Consider the following 24543-nt stretch of genomic DNA (forward strand, 5'->3'; position numbering starts at 1 on the left):
TAAAAAAACCGGCGCAGTGGCCGGTTTTCCCGAGTGCTCAGGCAATAAACAGTTGTTACTTCTTCGCTGCCTGCGGGTCGGTGTCGTACTCTGCGCAGGTCTGGTAGCCAGAGTTAATCACGTGTCCGGTGTCATCTAAAGCAACAAAATAGGTCTCAGCTTTACCATCTCGTTGACCCAGGATGTAGGTCTGACACGTCCCACGCGCATGGATCATACTGACTTCGGAAGACGGTTTACCGGCAATCTGCGCTACCTGCGCCCGGCTCATCCCTTTCTTCACATCTTTCACCACGGGCTGAACAAATTGGTCTTTCGTACGATCGTAAGCCGTACACCCTGCCAGCATAGTCAAAACAGCCGCTGCGCTCAGAATTCCTGTTAGATTCTTGTTCATATTCCGTCCTCTTGTATTTCAGCGTGTTATATAAGCCTGGAGCACAACAACGCATTTTTCAAGCAATCAGAGGATACTTAGGTGGTTTCGGAAAATTCTATTAAAACAAAATGATGCTATATCAGGCTCGCATCCCTTGTCGTTTGGGCCTCAACGCGTTAGCTTTAACACATCATTTTTTTGATCATTTTATTTTTCGGAGGGGGTTAAATGACTCTGCAGCAAGAGATAATCCAGGCGCTTGGCGCAAAACCGCACATCGATGCAGAAGAAGAAATTCGCCGCAGCGTGGATTTCCTGAAATCGTATCTGCAGACCTACCCCTTTCTGAAATCGTTGGTGTTGGGAATTAGCGGCGGACAAGACTCAACGCTCGCGGGAAAACTGTGCCAGATGGCTATCACCGAGCTGCGAAAAGAAACGGGTAATGACGCACTGCAGTTTATTGCCGTACGCCTACCGTATGGCGTTCAGGCCGATGAGCAGGACTGCCAGGATGCCATCGCCTTTATTCAACCGGACCGCGTACTGACCGTCAATATTAAGGGCGCGGTGCTGGCCAGCGAGCAGGCCCTGCGTGAAGCGGGTATTGAACTGAGCGATTTTGTGCGTGGCAATGAAAAAGCCCGTGAACGTATGAAGGCACAATACAGTATCGCCGGCATGACCAGCGGCGTTGTCGTGGGTACCGATCATGCTGCAGAAGCCATCACCGGATTTTTCACTAAGTACGGCGATGGCGGTACCGACATTAACCCACTATTTCGTCTGAACAAGCGCCAGGGCAAACAACTGCTCGCCGCGCTGGGGTGCCCGGAGCACTTATATAAGAAAGCACCAACTGCCGACCTCGAGGACGATCGCCCTTCTCTGCCGGATGAAGCCGCACTCGGCGTCACTTACGACAACATCGACGACTATCTGGAAGGAAAAACGCTGGATGCCGACGTCGCGAAAAAAATTGAAGGCTGGTACGTGAAAACTGAGCATAAACGTCGCACACCGATCACCGTGTTTGATAATTTCTGGAAAAAAGCGTAATCCTTTTCCCTTCAAAATGCCGGGTAGCGCCAGGATTGGCACTATCTGGCATTAGCCTGCTGAATCTCATGCCGCTTTTTTAATCGCCCTCAAACTGCTATACTGGATGAATAACCAGCATCTGGAGTCAACAGTGGTACAGCGTCAATCAGCCCCTCGTCTGACATTTGAGGCAGCGGCAATCTATGAATATCCCGAGCACCTGCGCCCGTTTTTGAGTACGCTTCCCACCGCGCCAGGCGTCTATCTGTTTCACAGTGATAGCGACACCATGCCGCTTTATATTGGTAAAAGTGTCAATATTCGCAGCCGTGTGCTGGCGCATCTGCGTACCGCAGACGAAGCGAGTATGCTGCGTCAGGCCAGGCGCATTAGCTGGATTTGTACGGCCGGAGAAATTGGCGCCCTGCTACTGGAAGCGCGGCTTATCAAAGAACAGCAGCCCCTGTTTAACAAACGGCTGCGACGCAATCGCCAGCTGTGTGCCTTGCAGCTTACCGATCGAACGGTTCAGGTGGTTTACGCACGAGATATTGATTTCTCCCACGCCCCAAATCTGTTTGGCCTGTTTGCCAACCGCCGCGCAGCGCTACAGACGCTGCAAAGCCTCGCCGATGAACAACAGCTGTGCTACGGCCTGTTGGGGCTGGAACCCCTCAGCCACGGGCGCGCCTGTTTTCGCTCCGCGCTTAAACGCTGCGCCGGAGCCTGCTGCGGGAAAGAAAGCCCTGAAGCACATCATTTGCGTCTGGTAGAAGCCCTGGAAAGAGTGCGCGTAATCTGCTGGCCGTGGAGCAATGCCATTGCGCTGCAGGAAACCCGCGCTGAAATGACGCAGTACCATATCATCAATAACTGGCTGTGGCTGGGAGCCGTTTCAACGCTGGATGAGGCAGCTACACTGGCGCGAATGCCGGCCGGCTTTGATCAAGATGGCTACAAAATTCTCTGCCGGCCTATTCTGTCTGGTCAATATGACATTATTGAACTGAGTCCGGAGAATGCCCCGGCATCCAGTTAATCTCGCTGAACAGCAGTTTCCCCTCGCGCTCCAGCAGTCGTAACGTGTGTTTACCGTCGTGCCAGCTTGCACCCTGATCGACGGTCAACAACTTATCACCCAGTTGCCAGGCTCCGCTGATAACAAACACCACGCCGCCGCGCGAACCAAAGGTCGTAAAGGTGCGATCGGCAACTCTGACTTTTGCCTGGCAGACATCCCGTCGGGTCATGATATTAAAATCCATCGACATCTGCCCTTCCGTCAGCTTCGCTTTTACCACCTTGTCACCGGCAAAGGTAAAAGGCTGATGCTGTTTCAGGGTATGCGTGAAGGTGTTCGACTCTTCCAGCGTCACTTCTCCGCCTTCCAGCAGAGTAATCACGCGTTCTACGCCGGGAAAAAGAGAAAACTCTCCATTCGCTGCGATGGAGGCGATACTCGCCCGCCAGTGAAAATCTCGTGTTGCTGGCGGAAAACAGCAAATCTCACGCGTTTCTCCCGCACCATTTCGCCACAGATTGACCGGCATTTTGCGGATATCAAAGTATTCCATCATCCCTCCAGAAAGGCGCAGCACGGCAGCCCACCGTAAACAGGCAGCCATAATTCATCATTGTTATGTTCACCCTGCAGATTATTGTTATCGGCAGCAGAGTTGATTTGCCTTAGCGATGAACCCGGTGTTTTGCAAAAAAGAACAACGCGCCCTCCAGGTGGAATTTTCGCGGGCTTCAGGAGAATAACGTGTCACAAGCGCGGTGCAAGAGGTAGCAAAGAAAAAACCGCCGATCCTGCCCACCTCGTTAAACGTGTTGTGGACAAGAGCGGCGGTCTTGAGTTTGGTTTCACACTGTGCGGCAATCAGCACACACAGCTTGAATGATATAGTGTAGACGCTGAACGATTACTCAGCAGCTTGCGGCATTTTACCCTTCTGCGCGGCACGTTCTGTCAGACGCTTCTCAAAATTGGCATTAAACTGCTTTTTCTGTTCCGGGGTCAGAATGTTGTAAATCTTGTTCTGGGTTTCCATATGCGCCAGCATGTTGGCTTTGCGCTGTTCTTCCATCTTCGCAATCTGCGCTTCCGCTTTCGCTTTATCGAAGCTATCACTGGCGATGATGTCGTGCATTGCGCGGCGCTCTTCCAGCGGCGGACGTTTCATCTGATCACGCTGACCTTTCATGATCTCGCGAATCTGCTGTTTCTGCGCATCGGTCAGGTTCAGGTCTTTAAACATCATGTCGTGATGCGGGGCAAACTTACCGTTGTGGTGCATCATTGGTTTGGCATCAGCTGGCGCAGCTGTTGTCGTGTCAGCGGCGTGGGCCAGGTTAGCAGCGCCCAGCGCCAGGGTAGAGGCAACAAACAGAGCAGTCAGTTTACGCATAATTTCTATCCTTTCTTTCAGTTATTTTTACGACACTCATGCGACTCTTATGCAATGTGATGTCGTGTTGACGAGATTAACTTTACCGGCTTAAGCGTCAATTAATCAGAGCAACGGTAAAACAATGAAAGTGTAAAAAACAAACTTTCATCAATTATGGAGAAAAAAAGAATAAATTGCGCAGAGTTGCAATAAAAAATTACAACAGGATGATTTTGAAGGGATTATGAAGAACTATACCTCATCCCTGATTATTAAGAAAGCAATTCACCAGGAATAATCTGTAATAAATAAAAACAGCACGTAAAAATAAGCCCTTAGGGATAAACCAAAAGGGCATATATATTTGTCACAATTTTTCGAGCATCAATCCGGCACGTAAACCACAGGCCACGTTTGGATTTGGAAAAAGAACGTATTCAACATCATGGGTGACGGTAAAACGTTCATCACCGTCCTGCGCCAGCAAGGTGCCCTCTGTAAAAGGGGTAAAGTTAAGCGTCTGGTTATCCATGTGAAGAATGAAATCGTCGCTACGCCGCGTGATTTGCGACACCACGCGGTAACGCAGCGGAGATGTTTCTCCCGGTGACATTCGCTCGCCCTGCAGCAGCTTCGCCAGCGCATCTGCCGTCTGCGCAAACTGAGTCAGATCGTTTTGTCCAAACGGCAGCGCTTTACCCAGTTCCAGCGTGCAGGCCAGCGCGCCAAAATGTTCAGCGCTAAAATGGGTGAACGTGCCGCCAGGTGTCTGATGGAAAACCAGCGCCTCCAGCCCTGCCTCTCCCAGCCATCCCAAAAAATCTTCGTCCCAGGCAACGTTGCGTTGTGGCAACACACCAAAGCGCAGATGCTGCGAGCCGCGAATCGCGGTGTGTAGATCCAGATGCCAGCGTACAGGCTCTTTCGCCCGCGAATAAAAACCCTCCAGACACAGCTCAAGCTGATGGGCTCGGTGCGTTTCTTCACTCGCGGCAAAAATCTGCCAACGGCCGCCAAACATACGGTTCAGGTCGCTATGACAATAACGTTGTCCCGCCGCCAGCGCCTGCGGGTTCCCCAGAATCACCAGCAGCCGCCATGTCAACGTTAGTTCACCGCTAAACAGCCTGGAGAGAATTGAATCAAGTATCTCTACCGGGGCCGTTTCATTACCGTGGATCCCCGCAGACAGCACCAGCGAATATTCCGCCGGAGTGTCCGGCGTCAGCTCCAGAATCCCATGACCAATCCACTGCCAGGAAAAGCCGCGAGCTGTGCCCTCGGTTGTCTCGGGGGTTATCCCTGCCAGCGTCTGGGCCAGAAAATTATCCATGGCTGGTCCTCTCCTGCTGGAAGGGATACACAGAGCCGAGGTTGAGCAATTGCGTCAACGTATCCAGCGCTTCACGCCCCTCACGCAACAGCTGCGGGTCGGCAAGGTCGGCGGCGGTAAGACGATCGCGATAGTAACGGTCGACCCAATTATTCAGCGTGTTAAACAGATTATCGTTCATGATAACCGCCGGATTTACGGCCTGCAGCTCCTGTGGCGTAAGCACCACTCTCAGGCGCAGACATGCCGGACCGCCGCCGTTGGACATACTTTCACGCAGATCGAATACCTGCAGGTCATCGATCGGATTGTCTTCCTCGAGCAGACGGTTCAAATACCGCCACACGCCCGCATGCTCCCGACACTCCTGCGGCAGGACCAGCATCATCGAACCGTCATCACGGCTCAATAACTGGCTGTTAAACAGATAGGTGGTCACCGCATCCTGCACCGACACTTCCGCAGCCGGGACTTCCAGCGGGGTAAAACCTGCCACCTGACTGCGTAACTGCTCGAACAACGCCTGCTGTCTGGCAAACGCCAACTGATGACAAAACAGTACCTGGCGATTCGACACCGCAATCACATCGTTATGAAACACGCCAAGATCGATAACGTCCGGGTTTTGCTGGGCAAAAATGCGCTGATGCGGGTTAACCTGATTCAGTCGGGCGACCGCCTCGCTGGCCTCACGGGATTGCCTCGCCGGATAGCGCTTCGGATGGGACGCATTCCCTTCTTCACGACCGTAAACAAACAGCTGTACGCCAGGGTCGCCGTAATCCCCGCCGAGGCGGTTATGGTTTGCCGCACCTTCATCACCGAATAGTGCAACCTGGGGTAACGCACCGTGGACCGTAAAACTATTCTCATCACGGAAAATCGCCCGTAGCAACGCTTCGGTGGTCGGCGCTTCCAGCGAACGGTGAAACTTATTATTCAGATTCGCCACCGTCAGATGCACTTTCCCGTCCAGCGCATCGGCTGAAGGGCAGACCGTTGCCGCATTCGCCACCCACATAGACGATGCGGAGCTGGCGCTGGAGAGCCAGTGAGGCGCCTGACGCGCCACGTTCTCCAGTATCTGTTCGTCGCGGCCGGTAAAGCCCAACTGACGCAGCACCGGAATATACGGCCGCTCATGAGGCGGGATCACCGCCTGGGGAAATCCCGCATCCGCCAGCGCTTTCATCTTTAGCAGACCCTGCTTCGCCGCCAGACGCGGGTTCGATACCTGAAAACGATGTTTGGTTGAGGCCTCATTACCAAATGACAGCCCCGCATAGTGGTGGGTCAGCCCCACCAGACCATCAAAATTTACCTCACGGGCTTTCATAGCTTATCCTCGCGAGAAAAATCCAGGCCGGGGCTAAGCGTCGTTGGCAGCGTTAGGGCCGGTGATTCCAGACTTGCCATCGGCCAGGCGCAATAATCTGCGGCATACCACGCGCTGGCGCGATGGTTCCCGGATGCGCCAACGCCGCCAAACGGCGCTGTACTCGCCGCGCCGGTTAACGGCTTATTCCAGTTGACGATCCCGGCCCGCGCCTCGAGCAGCAGTTGATCAAACTGGCTGCGATCGGGGGAAACCAACCCACACGACAATCCAAAGCGGGTGTTGTTCGCCATACGAATTGCGTCATCAAAGCTGTCATAACGCCAGACGCCAAGCAGCGGTCCAAAGACCTCTTCATCGGGTACGTTCGCCGCCCCGGTCAGTTCGATGATCCCTGGGGTGAGCAGTGACGTTCCGGCTTGCACCAGACGTGGCGCTAACAGCGTCCGGCCTCCTAACGACTCCAGACGCTGCCAGGCATCATAGACATGCCGCGCGGCCTGTTCGGAAATCAGCCCGCCAATAAATGGCTGCGGTTCTGCATCCCAGTTGCCGGGCATTAAACGCTGGCTGACGTCCACCAGGCGCCTCAGGAACGCATCCCCCTGCGCGCCTTTTTTAACTAACAGGCGACGGGCGCAGGTACAACGCTGTCCGGCGGTGACAAACGCGGACTGAATAGTCAGATGCACTGCGGCATCAATATCTTCTGGGTTCTCAATAATCAGCGGGTTGTTGCCCCCCATCTCCAGAGCGAGGATTTTTTCCGGCTGGCCGGATAGCTGTCGATGCAGTTGATAACCCGTATTGGCACTGCCGGTAAACAGCAGACCATCGAGATCGTCCTGCCCGCTCAGCGCCTGCCCCGTCTCGCGACCGCCCTGCACCAGGTTCAGCACGCCCGGCGGCAATCCCGCCTGCTCCCAGAGCTTTGTCACGGCTTCACCGGTCCACGGAGTCAGCTCGCTGGGTTTGAAAATCAATGTGTTGCCTGCCAGCAGTGCCGGAACAATATGACCATTGGGTAAATGGCCGGGGAAGTTATACGGGCCAAAAACCGCCAGCACGCCGTGCGGGCGATGGCGCAACGTCGCTGCGCCATCCGGTAATTCGCTGTGCTGCTCTCCGGTACGCGCATGCCAGGCTTTCACGGAGATGGCAATTTTATTGATCATCGCCGTCAGTTCTGTAGCGGCTTCCCAACGGGGTTTGCCGGTTTCCCGGGCGATAATCTGTGTGAGTTCGGCTTTATTGCTTTCCAGCAATGAGGCAAATTTTTCAACAATGGCCTGGCGTGCGCCAAAGGGCTGTTTAGCCCAACTGGCAAAGGCTGCGCGCGCGGCCCGGCACGCCTGCGCTACCTGGGCTGCATCGGCATCATTGCCCTGCCACAGTACATCACCGCTTACGGGATTGGTTTTCACCCGACGCTCGCCCAGCCCCGTCACCCAGTCGCCGTTTATCCATAATGTCATGCTGTTTTCTCCTCTGCACAAAGACGCACAAAACGTACATGGTCGCCCGCGTGACATTTCAGGGCATCCAGTTGCGCCGCCGTCAGTACCAGACGCTGAGTATCCGGGTCGGCACGAACCAACATGACGCGGAAGTTTTGATAATTTTCATTGGCAACCAGACAAGCAGGATAGTCGCCCGGCGCAGGCTGCCCTTCAGCCACCTCCACCAGCCTGCTCTTACGGATAGCCCGTACCCGGTCAATATCGCATTCCAGGGTCGGTCCGCCGTCGAAAATATCGACGTAGTTGCGATAGCGAAATCCTTCTTTCTCCAGCACCGCCCGCGCAGGAGCCGTTTGCGGATGCACCTGACCAATCACGCTTTGCGCTTCGTCAGACAGGAAATGGGTATAAATCGGATGCTTAGGCATCAGTTCAGCAATAAAGGCTTTTTGCCCGGTTCCGCAGAGAAAATCCGCCCGGCTGAACTCCATTGAGAAAAAACGTTTGCCGAGGCTTTGCCAAAACGGAGAGTAGCCGTGCTCATCGATCACGCCGCGCATCTCGGCCACGACCTTCTCATTGAATCGATCACGAAAGGCCGCCATAAACATAAAGCGCGACTTCGACAACAAATAGCCGTTGCCTTCTTTACGCCAGTCCGGATCGAGAAACAGAGAACAAAGTTCGCTACTGCCCGTGTGATCGTTACTCAGAAACAGCGTCGGCAGCGCGTTATACACGTTCAGCTCTTTCGAGGCGTGCACCAGAGTACCGACCCGGTAGTTGTACCAGGGATCGTTAAGCCCTACGGCCACCTCAATGGCGCAAATCCCTGCCACGGTTCCGCTGGCGCTGTCTTCAAGCACAAACACATATCCCTGCTCACTTTTGGGCAACTCACCGCGCCAGGTTTGTAGCGAACGTTCGATACGCGCCATCAGCGTAGCTTCATTCGCCGGTAGCGAGGTCAACCCGCCGCCGGTCTTACTGGCAAGCAGCATCAGCGCGGTGATATCAGCGCGTTCAATGGGACGAATCACCATCATGATGAACCTCCTGCTTTAATGCGTTCGCAGGCCAGCGCAAAGCGATCCAGTCCGGTGGCGATTTCTTCTTCGCTGACGTTTAACGCTGGCGCAAACCGCACCACATTAGCGCCAGCAATCAGCACCATCACTCTGGCAACCGCCGCTTCTTGCGAGATGAGTTTTGCTTTCCCGGCAAATTCCGCGTTCAGCACACAGCCAATCAGCAGTCCGAGTCCACGAATTTCACTAAACAGTCCAAAACGTTCGTTAATGGCGTTAATACGCTCCACAAACCAGTCGTGGCGCTGTTTCACTCCGTTAAGCACTTCCGACGTGTTAACAATTTCCAGCAGTTTTCCCGCCACCGCAGTGGCCAGCGGGTTTCCGCCGTAGGTTGTACCGTGCGTACCGACCGTCATCACACTGGCGCAACGCTCTGTCGCCAGCAGTGCGCCGATGGGGAAACCGCCGCCCAGCGCTTTCGCTGTCGTCAGCAGGTCCGGCGTAACGCCGTAGTGCATGTAGGCATACAGTTCGCCGGTACGACCAACTCCGGTCTGAACTTCATCAAAAATCAACAGCGCATTATGGCGATCGCATAATTCACGCAGCCCCTGCAAAAAGGCGTTTGTTGCCGGCACTACGCCGCCTTCCCCCTGCACCGGCTCCACAATAACCGCACAGGTGTTGTCATCAATCAGTTGGCTGGCAGAGTCGAGATCGTTATACACGGCATGGCGGATATCCGGCGGCAGCGGCGCGAAGTCCTGTGAATAGGCGGGCTGTCCTCCGGCACTGACGGTAAACAGCGTGCGACCATGGAAAGCATTTTTAAACGCCACAATGCCGCTCTTCTGGCTACCAAAACGATCGTGGGCATATTTACGTGCCAATTTTAATGCCGCTTCGTTAGCTTCTGCGCCAGAGTTACAGAAGAAAATACGCTCGGCAAAAGTGGCATCAATCAGCTTTTTCGCCAGGCGCAGCACCGGCTCGTTGGTGTAGCCATTTCCCGTATGCCAGAATTTGCTCGCCTGGTCGTTTAATGCCTCGCGCAATGCCGGATGTGCATGACCCAGCGCGTTAACCGCAATGCCTCCCGCGAAATCGATATACTCTTTACCCTGCTGATCCCACAGACGTGAACCTTCGCCACGCACCGGAATAAAAGGGGCCGGAGCGTATACGGGCATCATCCATTCATCAAAATTTTCACGCGTAATTGACAGAGACATAGCGACCTCAACGGTAAATAAAAGGTTATTCATATGTTAATAAATATAGTGTTTGCGGTGTAAATGTAGATTGCAGGCTTCGTGCCAGCCAGCGAAAAAAGTGCATAAACGGAGGGCGGTGACGGAATATCAACGAGTTACAACCTGACGATATTCACTGTATGTGCATATAAAGTGAATATGTTTGCGTACCAGATGACTAAACAGAGGAAAAAACGCAATTTTATTCAGTCGCCAAATATAATTCTGGAATTGTGATCGTATACGAAATTTATCGGAAATTATTGCTCTATTCCGACGCGCTACGCGCCAAAACGGTGCAGTTTTTGCTCCATCGTTAACACCATTAGCAATCATTGTTGGAATCAGGTGACAAGAAGCAGTCAGCCTGCAGAAATTCTGCTACCATCCTTGCACTATTCATCTTGCAAAGTGGCAGCGACTATGAAATTTGTCTCTTTTAATATCAACGGCCTGCGTGCCCGTCCCCATCAACTGGCAGCCATTGTCGAAAAACACCAACCGGATGTTATTGGCTTACAGGAGACAAAAGTCCACGACGATATGTTCCCTCTCGAAGAGGTAGCAAAGCTGGGTTATAACGTCTTTTATCACGGTCAGAAAGGCCACTACGGCGTAGCACTATTAACGAAAGAAACGCCGATTGCGGTGCGTCGTGGCTTCCCGGGTGATGGCGAAGAAGCGCAGCGTCGTATCATCATGGCGGAAATTCCGTCGCCTCTGGGCAGCATCACGGTGATCAACGGCTATTTCCCGCAGGGCGAAAGCCGTGACCATGAAACCAAGTTCCCGGCCAAAGCCGCGTTTTATCAGAACCTACAAAACTACCTGGAGACTGAACTGAAGCGCGACAATCCGGTATTGATCATGGGTGATATGAATATCAGCCCAACCGACCTCGATATCGGTATTGGCGAAGAGAACCGTAAACGCTGGCTGCGTACCGGCAAATGTTCCTTCCTGCCAGAAGAGCGCGAGTGGATGGAACGTCTGCTGGGCTGGGGCCTGGTAGATACCTACCGTCACGCCTGGCCTGAAAAGAACGACCAGTTCTCGTGGTTTGATTACCGCTCAAAAGGCTTTGATGATAACCGTGGCCTGCGTATCGATCTGCTGCTGGCGAGCAAACCGCTGGCGGAGCGCTGCGAAGAAACCGGCATCGACTATGAAATCCGCAGCATGGAAAAGCCGTCCGACCATGCGCCTGTATGGGCTAAATTCCGCGTCTGATCGTCTGCGTATTTTCACTCTCCGGGCCTTGCCTGGAGAGTCTGTTTATTCTGTGCAAAATCAATAAAGCCACGGTAATACATTGTTGCGGCCGGAAATTTATTATATCTTCGCGCGCACTTTTCGCTGACGAAAACGCTACATTGCATTCGGTTTTACAGGAGAACCCCCATGAAAAAGAAGTTCGCATAACGCAGAATACCGGCTGCTAATTGTTGCGGTATCGTTCTGCGTTCTGGCGGGAGTTTTCCATCATTACGGTCTGACCGATCTGATCACCAATTTCCATCATTTACAAGATGTCATCGGCCAAAGCGGCCTGTTCGGCTATACCCTTTATATCCTGCTGTTTATAGTTGCCGCGCTGTGTCTGATCCCTGGCAGCATCCTGGTGATCGTCGGCGGTGTGCTGTTTGGCCCGGTGACAGGGACGCTTATCTCGTTAGTGGCGGCAACCATGGCTTCGGCGCTGTCGTTTATGCTGGCTCGCTGGCTTGGCCGGGAATTACTGCTGAAATACGTTGGCCACACGGCAACGTTTCAGGCTATCGAAAAAGGCATTGCCCATAGTGGAGTAGACTTTCTGATCCTGACCCGGCTCGTGCCACTGTTCCCCTATAACATTCAAAACTATGCCTATGGGCTAACGGCCATTCCGTTCTGGTCATTTACCGTGATATCTGCGCTAACCACCTTGCCCGGCATCTTTATCTATACGCTGATGTCGCACGAACTGGCCAGCGAAGGGATTAGCTGGGCATTTATCGGTAAGCTCAGCGTTGCGGGGCTGGCGCTATTCGTCCTCGTTCAGGCAGCCAAAGCCTGGGCGCGACATAAACATGTCGATCCGGCGCCCGGTCACGAGTACGCGGGTAAATGATCAAGATGAATAAAGCGCGGTGGATACGCTATTACCGTTTAAGCTTGCTTGCCCTGCTGCTGCTCGCCCTGATGGCGTGGGCGTGGATACCTGGCGTGAGTGATTTTCTTCACGCCAGCCTGGCGGCATTTACCACGCTCGATCAGCATGCTCTTGAGAACTTCATTCGTTCTTACGGAACCCAGGCGGCGGTCGTGTCGTTCTTCCTGATGATCTTACAGGCCATCGTCGCGCCGCTTCCCGCCTTTGTGATCACCTTTGCCAACGCCTCGCTGTTTGGCGCATTTTGGGGCGGCGTACTGTCCTGGAGCAGCGCGATGGCTGGCGCGGCGCTGTGCTTTTTTATTGCCCGCGTTTTAGGTCGCGGCGCGGTGGAAAAACTAACCGGAAAAACGGTGCTAAGCAACATGGATGCTTTTTTCGAGCGCTATGGCAAGCACACAATTCTTGTCTGTCGCCTGTTACCTTTTGTGCCGTTCGACCCGGTAAGCTACGCAGCAGGCCTGACCTCGATTCGTTTTCGCCATTTCTTCATCGCCACCGGCATCGGTCAGTTACCGGCCACTATCGTCTATTCATGGGCTGGAAGCCTGTTAACCGGCGGCACATTTTGGTTTGTTACCGGCCTGTTCATCCTGTTCGCTCTGAGCGTGGTGATTGCCGTAGCCAGAAGCCTTTATCTTGAGCATCAACGGAAAAAGACCTGAGTCTTTCCCCCATTTTTAGCAATGGAGATATTATGCGTTACTGCTTATTGTGCCTGAGTTTGCTGCTCTCTCCGCTGGCGGCTTTCGCCGAGGACGCCAGTTGGCAGCAAATCAAAAATGACGCCCGCGGTCAGACGGTGTGGTTCAACGCCTGGGGTGGCGACAACGCAGTTAACCAGTATCTCGACTGGGTTAGCGGCGAGATGAAAACGCACTATGCCATTAACCTGAAAATCGTACGCCTGGCGGATGCCGCCGACGCTGTAAAACGTATCCAGACGGAAGCGGCATCCGGGCGAAAAACCGGTGGCTCGGTCGATTTACTGTGGGTGAACGGCGAAAATTTCCGCACGCTGAAAGAAGCCGGGCTGCTACAGACCAAGTGGGCACAAACGCTGCCTAACTGGCGCTATGTTGATACCCAGAAACCGGTGAAAGAAGACTTTTCCATTCCAACGGAGGGGGCTGAATCACCGTGGGGCGGCGCACAGCTTACCTTTATTGCCAGGCACGATGTCACCGCGCAGCCGCCGCAATCCCCGCAAGCACTGCTTGAGTTTGCCCAGACGCACCCTGGCACGGTGACCTATCCGCGTCCGCCAGACTTTACCGGAACGGCTTTTCTTGAGCAGTTGTTAATTTCGCTCACCAACAAGCCGCAGGCGCTGAAAATAGCGCCAGATGCGTCCACATTCGCCGACGTTACCGCTCCATTGTGGCATTACCTTGATGCTTTGCATCCTGCCCTGTGGCGCGAAGGTAAAGATTTTCCGCCCACGCCCGCGCGAATGGATGCGCTGCTCAACGGTGGCTCCCTGCGTTTATCAATGACCTTTAATCCTGCCCACGCGCAGCAAAAAGTGGCCAGCGGTGAATTACCCAAAAGCAGCTATAGTTTTGGTTTCTCACAGGGCATGCTCGGCAACGTGCATTTTGTCACTATTCCAGCGAATGCGCGCGCCAGCGCCGGAGCGAAAGTCGTGGCAAATTTCCTGCTTTCACCCGAAGCGCAGTTGCGTAAAGCCGACCCGTCAGTCTGGGGAGATCCTTCGGTGCTTGATCCACAAAAATTGCCTGTCGACCAGCGTAATGCGCTGCTGGCGCGGATCCCACAAGGGCTCCCTGCCATACTGCCAGAACCGCATGCTGCATGGGTAAACGCTCTGGAACAAGAATGGCTACGCCGCTACGGTACACATTAATTCTGCTACTCTGGGCCATCATGGCGGGCGTTTATCTGCCGCTGGCGCCAGCGGCTTTTTCTCTGATAACGCCGGCGCTGAGCACCAGACACTGGCTGGCGCTATTTAGCGATCCTCAACTCCCGCAGGCGTTACTGGCAACGCTGGTTTCCGTAAGCCTCGCGGCTGGCGGCGCGCTGATCATCGCCCTGCTGGCGATCCTCGCCTTATGGCCCGGCGCAGGCTGGGCGCGTCTGTGCACGCGTCTTCCGTGGCTGCTGGCGATTCCACATGTTGCCTTCGCCACCAGCGTGCTGTTGGTTTTTGCCGAAGGCGGCATGCTCTGGCAATGGCTCCCGTTTCTCAGCTCCCAGCCTGACCGCTACGGCATTGGGCTTGGCGTGACGCTGGCGGTAAAAGAGAGTGCCTTTTTGTTATGGATCCTCTCAGCTCTGCTGAGTGAAAAACAGCTTTCGCAGCAGGTTATCATCCTGGATTCGCTGGGTTACAGCCGACTGCAATGCCTGAACTGGCTGGTTCTGCCCTCTCTCGCCCCCGCGTTAGGCAAAGCCATGCTGGCGATCGTCGCCTGGTCGCTCTCGGTAGTGGATGTAGCAATCGTCCTTGGTCCCGGAAACCCACCAACGCTTGCCGTGTTGAGCTGGCAATGGCTCAGTCAGGGCGATGCCGAGCAACAGGCTAAAGGAGCACTCGCCAGCCTGCTGCTGGTACTGCTGCTACTCATCATCGCACTGCTGGGGTATCTGCTCTGGCGCGCCTGGCAACGCACTATTCCCGCAGTAAACGGGGAACGCCTGCGTTTTTCATCCTGTACAATCGGACGTTCGCTGGTACAACTTTTGCCCTTTGGCGGTGTGGTGTGCGCGCTGGTTCTGGCGCTGATCGCCAGCTATTCGTCGCTAAATAGCGAGGCGCTCAGCAATAGCCTGCAACTGGGGCTTCTCTCCAGCGTGCTGGCGCTGCTGATACTTTTTGCCTGGCTGGAATGGGGTCCGCAAACCGGACACCGTTGGGTCTGGCTACCGCTCATTTTGCCTGCGCTGCCGCTGGTAACTGGACAGTATCTGTTGGCGTTATATGCCGGACAGGATGGGCTGATGATAACCATTGTCTGGGGACACCTGCTGTGGGTGATGCCATGGATGCTGTTTGTGCTCAAACCGGCGTGGCAACGCATTGACCCACGATTGATTTTGATTGCGCAAACGCTGGGTTGGACCCGGGGGCGCATATTCTGGCAAGTAAAATGTCCGCAGCTGGCGCGCCCGGCGCTGGTTGCCTTCACGGTAGGGTTCTCAGTCAGTATCGCCCAGTATATGCCGACGCTGTGGTTAGGCGCCGGGCGCTATCCCACGCTGACCACCGAAGCGGTGGCATTAAGCAGCGGCGGTAGCACCGCCATTCTGGCAACCCAGGCGCTATGGCAGCTTCTGTTACCGCTTATAATTTTCGCACTGGCGGCGTTTCTCGCTGCGTGGATTGGCCGCTTTCGACAAGGACTCCGCTAATGCTCATTGTACAAGGCGTTTGGTTGTACCAGGGTACGACGGCGCTACTGAAGGACGTTAATTTCCAGGTTAATAAAAGTGACATTGTCACCATTATGGGGCCTTCCGGCAGCGGTAAGTCTTCGTTATTTTCGTGGATGATCGGGGCGTTGTCTCCTCAGTTTCAGGCGTCAGGCGAACTGTGGCTCAACGAACAGCGCGTAGACACACTGCCTACTGCGCAGCGCCATATTGGCATTCTGTTTCAGGATGCGCTGCTGTTTGACCATTTCAGCGTTGGGCAGAATTTACTGCTGGCCTTACCCGCCAGCGTGCAAGGTCCCACCAGACGCCATGCGGTGGAAAGCGCCCTCGCACGCGCGGGCCTGGCAGGATTTTATTCACGCGATCCGGCTTCGCTCTCCGGCGGGCAACGCTCGCGTGTCGCCCTGCTTCGCGCGCTGCTGGCGCAACCCCAGGCGCTGTTACTCGATGAACCCTTTAGCCGGCTGGATGCGTCGCTGCGCGATACCTTTCGCCAGTGGGTCTTCACCGAAGTACGTAAACTGGGTATTCCGGTGGTCCAGGTTACCCACGATGCGCAGGACGTTCCGCCAGCAGGTCGCGTATTACAGATGGAAAACTGGGCGTGAATGTGGCGATATGCTGCGTTAACGCAAGGTTTTTACTTAACTGGCGGCACAGAATGTCGTCCTCTTTTTCAACGTCGGGCTATTCGATGAAACGTGTTTCTCAAATGACCGCGCTGGCACTGGCTTTAGGGCTCGCTTGCGCTTCTTCCTGGGCTGCTGAAACAGCACAGACGCTCACCCTCAACCAGTTACAGCAAAAGCAAGGCGCGGCGATCGATACCCGTCAGAGCGCTTTTTACAACGGCTGGCCGCAATCGCTTAATGGTCCTTCAGGACACGAGCCTTTCGCACTGAACCTGTCTGCCGCCTGGCTCGACAAGATGAATGATGAACAACTCAGCGCCTGGGTTAAGGCACATCACCTGAAAACCGACGCGCCGGTGGCATTGTATGGCAGCGATACTGACATGCAGGCCGTCAAATCCCGCCTGCAGAAAGTCGGCTTTAACGCTATCTCAACCCTCAGCGATGCGCTTACGGACCCTGCCCGCCTGCAACGTCTGCCGCACTTCGAACAGTTGGTTTACCCGCAGTGGCTGCACGACCTTCAGCAGGGTAAAGAGGTGACCGCCAAACCGGCCGGTGACTGGAAAGTGATTGAAGCCGCCTGGGGCGCGCCGAAGTTGTATCTGCTCAGCCATATCCCTGGCGCGGGCTATATTGATACCAACGAAGTCGAAAGCGAACCGCTGTGGAATAAAGTGTCCGACGCGCAGCTCAAAGCGATGCTGGCGAAACACGGCATCCGCCACGACACCACGGTGATTTTATACGGCCGCGATGTCTACGCCGCCGCGCGCGTGGCGCAAATTATGCTGTATGCAGGTGTGAAAGATGTTCGTCTGCTCGACGGTGGCTGGCAGACCTGGTCTGACTCAGGTTTACCGGTCGAACGCGGTACGGCACCAACGGTGAAGCCTGAACCTGATTTCGGCGTGACGATCCCTGCCCAACCGCAGCTGATGCTGGATATGGAACAGGCTCGCGGTCTGCTGCATCGCCAGGATGCGTCTTTGGTGAGCATTCGTTCATGGCCGGAATTTATCGGTACGACCAGTGGCTATAGCTACATTAAGCCAAAAGGTGAGATCGCAGGGGCGCGTTGGGGCCATGCAGGCAGCGACTCCACCCACATGGAAGATTTCCATAACCCCGATGGCACCATGCGCAGCGCCGATGACATCGCCGCCATGTGGAAGCAATGGAATATCCTGCCACAGCAACAAGTCTCATTCTATTGTGGTACCGGCTGGCGTGCTTCGGAAACGTTTATGTATGCCCGCGCAATGGGCTGGAAAAACGTCTCCGTCTACGACGGCGGCTGGTATGAGTGGAGCAGCTCTCCGAAAAACCCGATCGCCAGCGGTGAACGGGGTCCGGACGCCAGCAAGTAAGATTGTCATTGTTGCCGGATGCAGCGAGAACGCTTTACCCAGCCTACATAAACCATCGTTGTAGGCCGAATAAGCGAAGCGCATCCGGCAACGCACTACGTCACTCCGGACGCTGGACCGCTTTCAGCGTCAGATATCCGCTCCAGATCCGGGTGAACGTCGTCATCCAGCACAGCGCGCCAAAGACCCACGCCATTACGGCAAAATATTCCGGGAACAGACATCCCAACACAAACAGCAAAATCGTCTCGGTTCCTTCGGTCAGTCCGCCCAGATAATAAAACGATTTATGCGCATAACCGGGGTTATCAATCTGATGCTTTGCCGCCAGCGCGGCGAAGGCCAGGAAGCTGCTGCCGGTGCCAATAAACGCGAACAACAGCCAACCGCCTGCCAGCGCATTTTGCGCCGGCGCAGCAAGAATAAAACCAAACGGCACTAAGGCGTAAAACAGAAAATCGAGCGAGATATCAAGAAATCCTCCCGCGTCCGTTAGTCCTCTGCGCCGTGCCAGCGCCCCATCCAGCCCGTCAAACAGCCGATTGAGTACAATGGCCACCAGCGCCGCCATATACCAGCCTAACGCCAGAAATGGCAACGCCAGCACGCCAATAGCAAAACCGACCAGCGTAAGTCCGTCCGGGGTAATCGCCGGTTGATCAATGATGCCCACGCAGCGATGCAAAAGCGGTTTTAATCGCGGATGAAGATGGCGGTCAAGCATGCGGGCGTCCTTTAAAACTGTCGCACAGTCCCTGGGAGGGAATATCGAGAGCGGCATTAAAACGCGCCGAGAGATTTTGAAACGCAATCAGCGCGGTCATTTCAGTAATGGCGTCATCGGTAAAATACTGCTTCATCTGCGCTTTCAGCGCATCGTCAACCTGTGGTGGCGTTGCGGTGACCGCATCAGCATAGGCCAGCCCTACACGTTCTTCTGCGCTAAATAGCGTCGATTCTTGCCAGCTGGCAACCTGTAAGACTTTATCCAGCGCGCCGCAGCGTTCAGCCAGCCGTAAACTGTTGGCGTCAACGCAGAAAGCGCAGTGGCACACCTGAGAAACGCGGGTCATCAACAGCGCGCGCATCACCGGCGACAGGCGCGCCTTTTTACGCTCCAGAAACCCGACAAACAGCGCCACCAGCCAGAACAGGAACGGCATCCGCCCCCACCAGCGCGTGGGATGCAGCACATCGCCATAATGTTTTTTCTGCGTAGCAACGAGCGGTTGCAAACTGGAAGGGATACGCGTTAACGGTTTTACCCACGACTGAGGATCGTTCAACGGTGGCTCCTGAATACTTTAGATAAAACAAAGATAACGATAGTATGTCATTTTCTGCCGTTAGATATTGATGAATATAATGAAAACCCTCGACGTGGTCGCCGCTATCATTGAACGTGATGGCAAAATTTTACTGGCTCAACGCCCGCAGCATGCGGATCAGTCAGGTATGTGGGAGTTTGCTGGCGGTAAGGTTGAGCCGGGGGAAAGTCAGCCAGAGGCGCTGGTCCGTGAACTGCGTGAAGAGTTGGGCATCGAGGCGGTCGTTGGGCGCTACATTGCCAGCCATCAACGCGAGGTTTCAGGCCGACTCATTCACTTACATGCCTGGCATGTACCGTCATATCAGGGGGAGCTGAAAGTGTATGAACATCAGGATATCGTCTGGTGTTCACCCGAAGAGGCGCTGCGTTATCCGCTGGCGCCTGCCGATATCCCGCTATTAGAAGCGTTTATCCTTTTACGCGACGCCAGACCAGCGGATTCGTGCTGATCGTTTTATCATCACGCTGGCACTGAAGCAAAACGCCATCCGCTTTAATCACCGCCCCTTCTGAGTAGTTTTGATCCTGATAAATGCAGCACTGACTACAGGGTTGCGCCCGCTGACCGCTGGAACTGAACACCTCCGGTGGGACATTCACCTGCACGTCCGGGCGATAGAGCTGATTTGCCAGCGTCGCGCTGGACACCAGTGCCAACACTCCTGCCATGATTATACGGCGCATATTCTTTCCTTTTTGACTGACAGTTATGCTCAGTATAACGGTATAAACCGGCAGAAACTTTAGCCCTTGCCATCATCGCTTTTGGTTATGACCCACGCCGCAATATTAATTTACTTAGCGCGGTTAATTTTTTCTTGCGTCCCGTCACACTGCTGATGTTATAGTCAAAAACTGCAAAACACTTAACACAAAAATCAAAAATATAACCATATCAATACATAAGAGGTACTTATATCTATGGATCAGACACGTTCTCTGGAGTCATTCCTTAACCATGTGCAAAAGCGCGACCCGAATCAGACCGAGTTCGCGCAAGCCGTTCGTGAGGTAATGACGACACTGTGGCCCTTCCTTGAGCAAAACCCGCGTTATCGTCAGATGTCGTTGCTGGAACGTCTGGTTGAACCGGAGCGCGTGATCCAGTTCCGCGTCGTCTGGCTGGACGATCGCAATCAGGTGCAGGTCAACCGCGCGTGGCGCGTGCAGTTTAGCTCCGCCATTGGCCCATACAAAGGCGGGATGCGTTTCCACCCTTCCGTGAACCTGTCGATCCTGAAATTCCTTGGCTTCGAGCAAACATTTAAAAACGCCCTCACCACGCTGCCAATGGGCGGGGGTAAAGGCGGGAGCGATTTCGATCCGAAAGGTAAAAGCGAAGGCGAAATTATGCGTTTCTGCCAGGCGCTGATGACCGAACTGTTCCGCCATTTAGGGCCCGATACCGATGTTCCGGCGGGCGATATCGGCGTAGGCGGTCGTGAAGTCGGCTTTATGGCCGGGATGATGAAAAAACTGTCCAACAACAGCGCCTGCGTCTTTACCGGTAAAGGTCTCTCTTTCGGCGGCAGCCTGATTCGCCCGGAAGCTACCGGCTACGGTCTGGTGTACTTCACCGAAGCGATGCTCAAACGCCATGGCCTGGGCTTTGAAGGCATGCGCGTGGCCGTCTCTGGTTCCGGTAACGTGGCGCAATTCGCCATTGAGAAAGCCATGGAGTTTGGCGCGCGAGTAGTCACCGCCTCCGATTCCAGCGGTACCGTGGTCGACGAAAGCGGATTTACCAAAGAAAAACTGGCGCGTCTGTGCGCGATCAAAGACAGCCGCGACGGCCGCGTGGCGGATTACGCCCGCGAATTTGGCCTGACCTATCTGGAAGGCCAACAGCCGTGGTCGGTTCCGGTTGATATCGCCCTGCCGTGCGCCACCCAGAACGAACTTGATGTCGATGCGGCACGCGTGCTGATCGCCAACGGCGTGAAGGCTGTCGCCGAAGGGGCAAACATGCCTACCACCATCGAGGCCACCGATCTGTTCCTGGAAGCGGGTGTATTGTTCGCGCCGGGTAAAGCGGCCAACGCGGGAGGCGTAGCGACATCCGGTCTGGAAATGGCGCAGAACGCCGCACGTCTGGGCTGGAAAGCGGAGAAAGTGGATGCGCGCCTGCACCACATCATGCTGGATATTCACCATGCCTGCGTCGAGTACGGCGGCGAAAGCAAGCAAACCAACTACGTACGTGGCGCCAACATCGCGGGATTCGTGAAAGTTGCCGACGCGATGTTGGGCCAGGGTGTGATTTAATTCAGATCTGTTGTTCCCGTAGGCTTGATGCGGCACACGCGCCTTATCCAGCCTAAGAGCGCACTACAGGCCCGCCTCTTCAGATGGCGGGCTTTTTTTCGCCGTGCGTTTACGCGGCGCGCTCTTTTTCTTGTCACCACCACTACTACCCGGTGCGGCAATACCACGGAAGCGTCGTACCGGCGTGCTGCGCGCCTGATCGATTAGCTGATACAGCGTCCCCACCAGCGGCTGCATGAAATCCTGATATCGACACTGTTTTTCGCTGATTTGGGTCAGGATAGATTCCCAGTGCGCAGTCATATCCGGACGCGTCGCCATTTCAGGCAGCGAATGAAACAGCGCTTTTCCGGCATCGGTAGAATGGATATAGCGCCCCTTCTTCACCAGGAAACCACGCTTAAACAGCAGCTCGATAATCCCGGCGCGCGTCGCTTCCGTTCCCAGTCCGTCCGTTGCGCGCAGGATCTTTTTCAGATCTTTATCCTGCACAAAGCGCGCGATTCCGGTCATCGCTGACAGCAGCGTGGCATCGGTAAAGTGCCGCGGAGGCTGGGTCTGTCGTTCAACCACTTCGCCTTTTTCGCACAGCAGCTCGTCGTCTTTTGCCACCACCGGCAGCGGCGTCCCGTCGTTATCTTCGTCGCGCTCTTTGTTGCCAAGCAGCGTACGCCATCCAGCCTCCGCCAGAAAACGGGCTTTGGCGACAAACTTACCTTTCGCGATATCCAGCTCAATAACGCACTTCCTGAATACCGCATCCGCGCAAAACTGCATCAGATATTGACGGGCAATCAGATTGTATATCTTCGCTTCATTATCGTTCAGGTTGATGGACGAACTGCGCGCGGTTGGAATGATGGCGTGGTGGGCATCCACTTTTTTATCATCCCAACAGCGGTTTCGCGTATCGGGATTGACCGCCGGTTGCGGAAGCAGATCCGGCGCATGGACGCTAATCGCGTTCAGCACCGCGTGACGTCCGGCAAAGTGTTCTTCCGGCAGATAACGGCTATCCGAACGCGGATAGGTGATCAGTTTATGGGTTTCATACAGCTTCTGGCAGATATCCAGAACGTTTTGCGCACTTAAGCCAAAGCGTTTCGCCGCTTCAATCTGCAACGCCGACAGCGAAAACGGCAGCGGCGCGGATTCTGATTCCCGTTTATCGTTATAGCTGGTGACGATCGCCGGCTGACCGTTAATGCGGTTTACCACGTGTTCAGCCAGCGTGCGGTTTAGCAAGCGCCCTTCTTCATCCTGATACGGCTCACACGCTTCGCTCGGCTGCCAGATAGCGGTAAACCGCTCATCGGCGGGCGTCACGATATGCGCCTTTACCTCGAAGAAGTCTTTGGCAACGAAGTTTTCAATTTCTTCATCGCGACGCACAACCAGTCCGAGCACCGGCGTTTGCACGCGCCCGACCGAAAGTACGCCCTGATAGCCCGCATTACGCCCCAGAATGGTATAAGCGCGCGTCATGTTGATACCGTACAGCCAGTCCGCCCGCGCTCGCGCCAGTGCCGACACACACAGGGGGATGAACTCACTGTTGGCGCGCAGACGCTCAATCGCCCGCTCGACGGCCTGCGGGTTGAGGTCGTTAATCAGGCAGCGTTGCACCTGCTGGCGCTTTTCAGGGGCCAGTTGCAGGTAATCCAGCACTTCATCCACCAGCAGCTGTCCTTCACGATCGGGGTCACCTGCGTGAATGACTTCACTGGCCTCATGCAAAAATCGCTTAATAACGTTGAGCTGTTTGGTCACCGAGGGACGCGGCTGCAGTTGCCACTTTTCTGGGACAATCGGCAGATCAACCAGACTCCAGCGAGCATAACGACTGTCGTAGGCATCTGGCTGCGCCTGCTCAAGCAGGTGACCAATACACCAGGTCACCACTTGCCCGTTTCCGCACTCGATAAAACCGTCACCTTTGCGATGCGGCTTCGGCAGCACATCGGCGATAGCGCGCGCCAGACTCGGTTTTTCGGCAATAAACAACCGCATCGAGTTAACGGATCTCAACCATGGCGCGACCGCCACGAGCTTCCACTAACTCACCAATCGCGGTGAGGTCGATGCCAAACTGCGCCGCTGCCGCTTTAACTTCGGCTTCAGCTTCCGGCGTTACCGCTAACAGCAGACCACCGGAAGTTTGCGGATCGCAGAGCAGATCGCGAACCGACTGCGGCATTTCACCCATCAGGTGTCCGTAGCTGGCAAAGTTTCGCTGGGTACCGCCCGGCACCGCGCCCTGCGCGATGTATTCTTCAACACCTGGCAGCTTAGGAATAGCCTGGTAGACGATCTGCGCCTGAACGCCGGCCCCCTGACACATCTCGCTCAGATGCCCCAGCAGCCCAAAACCGGTAACGTCGGTCATGGCTTTCACGCCGTCGATATCGGCAAATGCCGCCCCGGCAATGTTCATCCGGCACATCACTTCCGTCGCCAGCCCTTTGTGCTCGTCCTTCAGCAGCGATTTTTTCTCTGCGGTGGTCAGGACACCAATACCCAGAGGCTTGGTCAAAAACAGCTTGCATCCCGCCTCGGCGGTGCTGTTTTTCTTCACGCGTTCAGTTGGAACAACGCCGGTTACCGCAAGACCAAAGATAGGCTCAGGGGCATCGATAGAGTGCCCCCCCGCCAGCGCGATACCCGCCTGACGGCAGGCAAAGCGTCCGCCTTCGGTTACTTCGCGGGCGATTTCCGGCGCCAGCTTATCAAGCGGCCAGCCCAGGATAGCAATTGCCATAATCGGTTTGCCGCCCATGGCGAAAATATCGCTGATGGCGTTGGTGGCGGCGATGCGGCCAAAATCAAACGGATTATCGACAATCGGCATAAAGAAATCGGTGGTGCTGATTACGCTGGTGCCGTTTCCCAGATCGTATACAGCCGCGTCGTCGCGGGTTTCATTACCCACCAGTAAGTTTGGATCAACAAACTTCGCCTGCTCACTGTGCAGGATGGTTTCCAGCACTTTTGGGGAAATTTTACAACCGCAACCGGCTCCGTGGCTGTATTGCGTTAAACGAATAGCTTGCTCGCTCATGGACATCTCCTGTCATTGCAATCCGGATATGGTAGCGCTCATTCCATGATGTGGTAAGAGTGACTGTCTGAATTCGGGTGCCTTTGCTCATAATCCAGACAGTTTTGCCGT

General features: G+C 54.9%; 24 protein-coding genes. 11 read left to right on the forward strand and 13 right to left on the reverse strand.

Features of this window, described 5'->3' with window-relative positions:
* Positions 1 to 55: 55 nt before the first annotated feature.
* Entirely contained in the window at positions 56 to 397 is a 342-nt protein-coding gene (osmE, locus tag HV302_RS14165; protein ID WP_003030621.1) for an osmotically-inducible lipoprotein OsmE, read from the reverse strand.
* A gap of 210 nt (positions 398 to 607) precedes the next feature.
* Between osmE and nadE the strand changes: the two genes are divergently transcribed.
* Positions 608 to 1438, forward strand: coding sequence for an ammonia-dependent NAD(+) synthetase (gene nadE, locus HV302_RS14170; RefSeq protein WP_016152852.1), 831 nt, complete (start codon positions 608 to 610; stop codon positions 1436 to 1438).
* A 106-nt stretch (positions 1439 to 1544) separates the two neighbouring features.
* Positions 1545 to 2459, forward strand: coding sequence for an excinuclease Cho (gene cho / locus HV302_RS14175; RefSeq protein ID WP_181626048.1), 915 nt, complete (start codon positions 1545 to 1547; stop codon positions 2457 to 2459).
* Here the strand turns inward: cho and ves are convergent.
* From ves to astC, 7 genes are all read right to left on the reverse strand, one after another.
* Positions 2419 to 2994 (reverse strand): environmental stress-induced protein Ves, encoded by a 576-nt coding sequence (gene ves, locus HV302_RS14180; protein WP_046275875.1) that lies wholly within the window; start codon positions 2992 to 2994, stop codon positions 2419 to 2421. The two genes, cho and ves, sit on opposite strands and share 41 nt — an antisense overlap.
* Before the next feature lie 351 nt (positions 2995 to 3345).
* Positions 3346 to 3831, reverse strand: coding sequence for an ATP-independent periplasmic protein-refolding chaperone Spy (gene spy / locus HV302_RS14185; protein WP_003030629.1), 486 nt, complete (start codon positions 3829 to 3831; stop codon positions 3346 to 3348).
* A 349-nt stretch (positions 3832 to 4180) separates the two neighbouring features.
* Entirely contained in the window at positions 4181 to 5146 is a 966-nt protein-coding gene (gene astE / locus HV302_RS14190) for a succinylglutamate desuccinylase (protein WP_049282040.1), read from the reverse strand.
* Positions 5139 to 6482 carry an N-succinylarginine dihydrolase gene (gene astB / locus HV302_RS14195; protein WP_181626050.1) on the reverse strand — a complete coding sequence of 448 codons (1344 nt, stop codon included), beginning with the start codon at positions 6480 to 6482 and terminating at the stop codon, positions 5139 to 5141. Before astB ends, astE begins: the two co-directional genes overlap by 8 nt.
* Complete coding sequence (astD, locus tag HV302_RS14200; RefSeq protein WP_181598305.1) at positions 6479 to 7957, reverse strand: succinylglutamate-semialdehyde dehydrogenase; 1479 nt, start codon at positions 7955 to 7957, stop codon at positions 6479 to 6481. The genes astB and astD overlap by 4 nt, the downstream gene beginning before the upstream one ends.
* Positions 7954 to 8988, reverse strand: a complete 1035-nt coding sequence (astA, locus tag HV302_RS14205) for an arginine N-succinyltransferase (RefSeq protein ID WP_181598306.1) — start codon at positions 8986 to 8988, stop codon at positions 7954 to 7956. The genes astD and astA overlap by 4 nt, the downstream gene beginning before the upstream one ends.
* Complete coding sequence (astC, locus tag HV302_RS14210; RefSeq protein WP_181627464.1) at positions 8985 to 10205, reverse strand: succinylornithine/acetylornithine transaminase; 1221 nt, start codon at positions 10203 to 10205, stop codon at positions 8985 to 8987. The genes astA and astC overlap by 4 nt, the downstream gene beginning before the upstream one ends.
* A gap of 444 nt (positions 10206 to 10649) precedes the next feature.
* Here astC and xthA point away from each other — a divergent pair, with 444 nt between their 5' ends.
* The 7 genes from xthA to HV302_RS14245 all read left to right on the forward strand — a co-directional run bounded on the left by xthA (position 10650) and on the right by HV302_RS14245 (position 17779).
* A complete protein-coding gene (gene xthA / locus HV302_RS14215; RefSeq protein WP_016156323.1) occupies positions 10650 to 11456 on the forward strand; it encodes an exodeoxyribonuclease III in 807 nt (268 codons plus the stop codon).
* Between the two features lie 205 nt (positions 11457 to 11661).
* A complete protein-coding gene (locus HV302_RS14220) occupies positions 11662 to 12336 on the forward strand; it encodes a TVP38/TMEM64 family protein (RefSeq protein WP_249417959.1) in 675 nt (224 codons plus the stop codon).
* The gene (locus tag HV302_RS14225) at positions 12333 to 13043 is read left to right on the forward strand and encodes a TVP38/TMEM64 family protein (protein ID WP_181626052.1); all 711 of its coding nucleotides are present in this window, start codon (positions 12333 to 12335) and stop codon (positions 13041 to 13043) included. The genes HV302_RS14220 and HV302_RS14225 overlap by 4 nt, the downstream gene beginning before the upstream one ends.
* 32 nt (positions 13044 to 13075) lie before the next feature.
* A complete protein-coding gene (locus tag HV302_RS14230; RefSeq protein WP_181626055.1) occupies positions 13076 to 14245 on the forward strand; it encodes an ABC transporter substrate-binding protein in 1170 nt (389 codons plus the stop codon).
* Positions 14218 to 15753, forward strand: a complete 1536-nt coding sequence (locus tag HV302_RS14235; RefSeq protein WP_181626057.1) for a thiamine ABC transporter permease — start codon at positions 14218 to 14220, stop codon at positions 15751 to 15753. Before HV302_RS14230 ends, HV302_RS14235 begins: the two co-directional genes overlap by 28 nt.
* Positions 15753 to 16385, forward strand: a complete 633-nt coding sequence (locus tag HV302_RS14240; RefSeq protein WP_181626066.1) for an ATP-binding cassette domain-containing protein — start codon at positions 15753 to 15755, stop codon at positions 16383 to 16385. Before HV302_RS14235 ends, HV302_RS14240 begins: the two co-directional genes overlap by 1 nt.
* Before the next feature lie 86 nt (positions 16386 to 16471).
* On the forward strand, positions 16472 to 17779 hold the full coding sequence (locus HV302_RS14245; RefSeq protein WP_181626068.1) for a sulfurtransferase: 1308 nt from the start codon (positions 16472 to 16474) through the stop codon (positions 17777 to 17779).
* 100 nt (positions 17780 to 17879) lie between these two features.
* Here HV302_RS14245 and HV302_RS14250 read toward each other — a convergent pair whose 3' ends face one another.
* Both HV302_RS14250 and HV302_RS14255 read right to left on the reverse strand, forming a co-directional pair.
* On the reverse strand, positions 17880 to 18503 hold the full coding sequence (locus HV302_RS14250; protein WP_137352125.1) for a CDP-alcohol phosphatidyltransferase family protein: 624 nt from the start codon (positions 18501 to 18503) through the stop codon (positions 17880 to 17882).
* Positions 18496 to 19065 (reverse strand): carboxymuconolactone decarboxylase family protein, encoded by a 570-nt coding sequence (locus HV302_RS14255; protein WP_181626070.1) that lies wholly within the window; start codon positions 19063 to 19065, stop codon positions 18496 to 18498. The genes HV302_RS14250 and HV302_RS14255 overlap by 8 nt, the downstream gene beginning before the upstream one ends.
* A 79-nt stretch (positions 19066 to 19144) precedes the next feature.
* On the opposite strand from HV302_RS14255, the gene HV302_RS14260 reads away from it, so the two are divergent.
* Positions 19145 to 19558 carry a pyrimidine (deoxy)nucleoside triphosphate diphosphatase gene (locus HV302_RS14260; RefSeq protein WP_032947020.1) on the forward strand — a complete coding sequence of 138 codons (414 nt, stop codon included), beginning with the start codon at positions 19145 to 19147 and terminating at the stop codon, positions 19556 to 19558.
* Here HV302_RS14260 and HV302_RS14265 read toward each other — a convergent pair.
* On the reverse strand, positions 19518 to 19793 hold the full coding sequence (locus HV302_RS14265) for a YnjH family protein (protein ID WP_131405834.1): 276 nt from the start codon (positions 19791 to 19793) through the stop codon (positions 19518 to 19520). The two genes, HV302_RS14260 and HV302_RS14265, sit on opposite strands and share 41 nt — an antisense overlap.
* A 237-nt stretch (positions 19794 to 20030) precedes the next feature.
* Between HV302_RS14265 and gdhA the strand changes: the two genes are divergently transcribed.
* Entirely contained in the window at positions 20031 to 21374 is a 1344-nt protein-coding gene (gdhA, locus tag HV302_RS14270; RefSeq protein WP_016152833.1) for an NADP-specific glutamate dehydrogenase, read from the forward strand.
* Between the two features lie 63 nt (positions 21375 to 21437).
* On the opposite strand, the gene topB is transcribed toward gdhA, so the two are convergent.
* Together topB and selD are read right to left on the reverse strand one after the other, a co-directional pair.
* Positions 21438 to 23384, reverse strand: coding sequence for a DNA topoisomerase III (gene topB, locus HV302_RS14275; protein WP_019076618.1), 1947 nt, complete (start codon positions 23382 to 23384; stop codon positions 21438 to 21440).
* A 4-nt stretch (positions 23385 to 23388) separates the two neighbouring features.
* On the reverse strand, positions 23389 to 24432 hold the full coding sequence (selD, locus tag HV302_RS14280; protein ID WP_016152831.1) for a selenide, water dikinase SelD: 1044 nt from the start codon (positions 24430 to 24432) through the stop codon (positions 23389 to 23391).
* Positions 24433 to 24543: the final 111 nt, after the last annotated feature.

Source organism: Citrobacter sp. RHBSTW-00859 (assembly GCF_013729795.1).
Classification (GTDB): domain Bacteria; phylum Pseudomonadota; class Gammaproteobacteria; order Enterobacterales; family Enterobacteriaceae; genus Citrobacter; species Citrobacter braakii.